The sequence below is a fragment of the Arthrobacter sp. HMSC06H05 genome (genome assembly GCF_001807395.1).
GTDB classification, from domain to species: Bacteria; Actinomycetota; Actinomycetes; order Actinomycetales; family Micrococcaceae; genus Pseudoglutamicibacter; species Pseudoglutamicibacter albus.
Genome location: NZ_KV788989.1, coordinates 122,430 through 124,262 on the forward strand (window position 1 = coordinate 122,430; position 1,833 = coordinate 124,262).

The 1,833-nt window shown below is 54.4% G+C and carries 2 protein-coding genes; both read left to right on the forward strand.

Annotation, left to right across the window (positions count from 1 at the left end; genetic code table 11):
* On the forward strand, positions 1 to 776 hold a 776-nt coding region (locus tag HMPREF3160_RS07665; RefSeq protein ID WP_218078976.1), incomplete at its 5' end, for a hypothetical protein.
* A 379-nt stretch (positions 777 to 1,155) separates the two neighbouring features.
* The coding region (locus tag HMPREF3160_RS07670) for a hypothetical protein (protein WP_176744720.1) at positions 1,156 to 1,833 on the forward strand (678 nt) is incomplete at its 3' end.

Below are 1,833 nucleotides of genomic sequence, written 5' to 3' on the forward strand. Positions count from 1 at the left end.
TCCCTCTAGGGCCGTTTCAGGTTGCAGACGTTGAGGTATGCAGCCCTGCAGTGTTCGGCCTTGGCCATCGAGTGAAGCAGGAGATCATGAAGTTCACTAAGTCTTTGAGTGCAGTGACCGCAGTACTTTTCGCTGGTTCTTTAGCGTTGACCGGCTGCTCTACGGAGGGTGCTGAGAAATCGCAGGAGAAGCCGACGGCTAATAAGTTCACGGATAATATTCACATCGAAGCTCCAGACGATGCGAAGAAACCCCTTGTAGCGAATGTTAGGTCCAAGGTCGAAGTCACGGATGAGACCCTCGAGAAATTGGGTAAGGAACATGGGGTAGACAACCCGGACGCTAAACGCACGCTTGAAGGTGATATGGAAGAGATGATTAAGGCCGTCGATTTAGGCGAGGACCAGGTTCGTCTCACCGCAGAGTCCCACAACGTAGCCCGCATTGAAGTAGACCGCATCCCGATGGACAAGCTCTACAAAATGCTGAGGACTAAGGTTTCCTATACCGATAAGGGAACATATCGGGTGGAGATTCGTCCAATGGTTCTGGAGCCCGTTGAGGAAGATAACCTGACGACAGAGCTGAACGTGACCCTGCCGGAGCCGATCGAGAAAGCGAACGTTAGCGGGAAGGTCGACGGGAACACGGTGACATGGACGAGCGATAACTATGCTGAGGCAATGGAGGGCGTAGAAATCGTACCAGGCGAAATGTTTGATACCGACGGGAAAACCCTTACCGCTGAAACCCGTCCAACAAACACGGACAAGTAGATACCGGTCTGGTTTTCGCTGGATGTGGGGTGAGTGCGTTGTGCGCACTCACCCCTTGGCGTTGCGGCGGCGGTGCATCCGCGGCAACCGCAACGCCGGAGCTTCCCATGCTCACACCATCATTAGAACATATATTCGAATCGCTGTCACGCCGAGAAACACTGTCACTGCAAAGAAAGGCACAAGCACCTTCACAGTTCGGGTCATCCTTACGGTGGACCTACTGCTCTGTGTTTTCTGCAAACATGAAGGGGCTTTCTGCAAACATGAAGGCATCAACGAGGCTATAAGCCGTCCCCCCTATGGCCTTTCGGGCATGGATGCTGAGGTGTTCAGCTCTGTAGCGTTCCGCCCCCGCCGTCAAACGAAGTAGGAGATCATGAGGTTCACCAAGTCTTTCCGTGCCGTGACCGCGGCGCTTTTCGCTGGCGCTTTAGCTTTGACCGGCTGTTCCGCAGGGAGTGCTGAGAAAACGCAGGAGAAGCCGACCGCTAATAAGTACACGGAGAACATCCAAATCGAAGCTCCAGACGGTGTGGATGGACCCCTTATCGCGAATGTTAGGTCGAAGACCGAGCTCACGGATGAGCTCCTCGAGGAACTGGGTAAGGAGCATGGCGTAGACAATCCGGACACTAAACGCACGCTTGAAGATGAGGTGACAACCTGGCCTGAGGACCTCGGCGTGAGAGAAGATCAGGTCCGTCTCATCGGCGAGTCTCATAATGTGGCCTTCATTGAGGTAGATGGGCTCTCGATGGAAGGGCTCTACGACATGTTCAGGGCCAAGGTTACCTATACCGATAAGGGAACATACCTCGTGGAGATTCGTCCAATGCTTGTGGCTCCGGAAGAGGAACTTAACCTTACGACAGAGGTGAGCGTTACCGTGCCGGAGCCGATCGCGGAAGCGAACGTTAGCGGGAGAGTCAACGGGAACACGGTGACGTGGTCGAGCGATAACTTCGCCGAGGCAATGGAGGGCGTCGAGATTCAACCGATGATGAACGAAGCCGACGGGAAAACGCTCACCGCTGAAACCCGTCCCGCAACCACG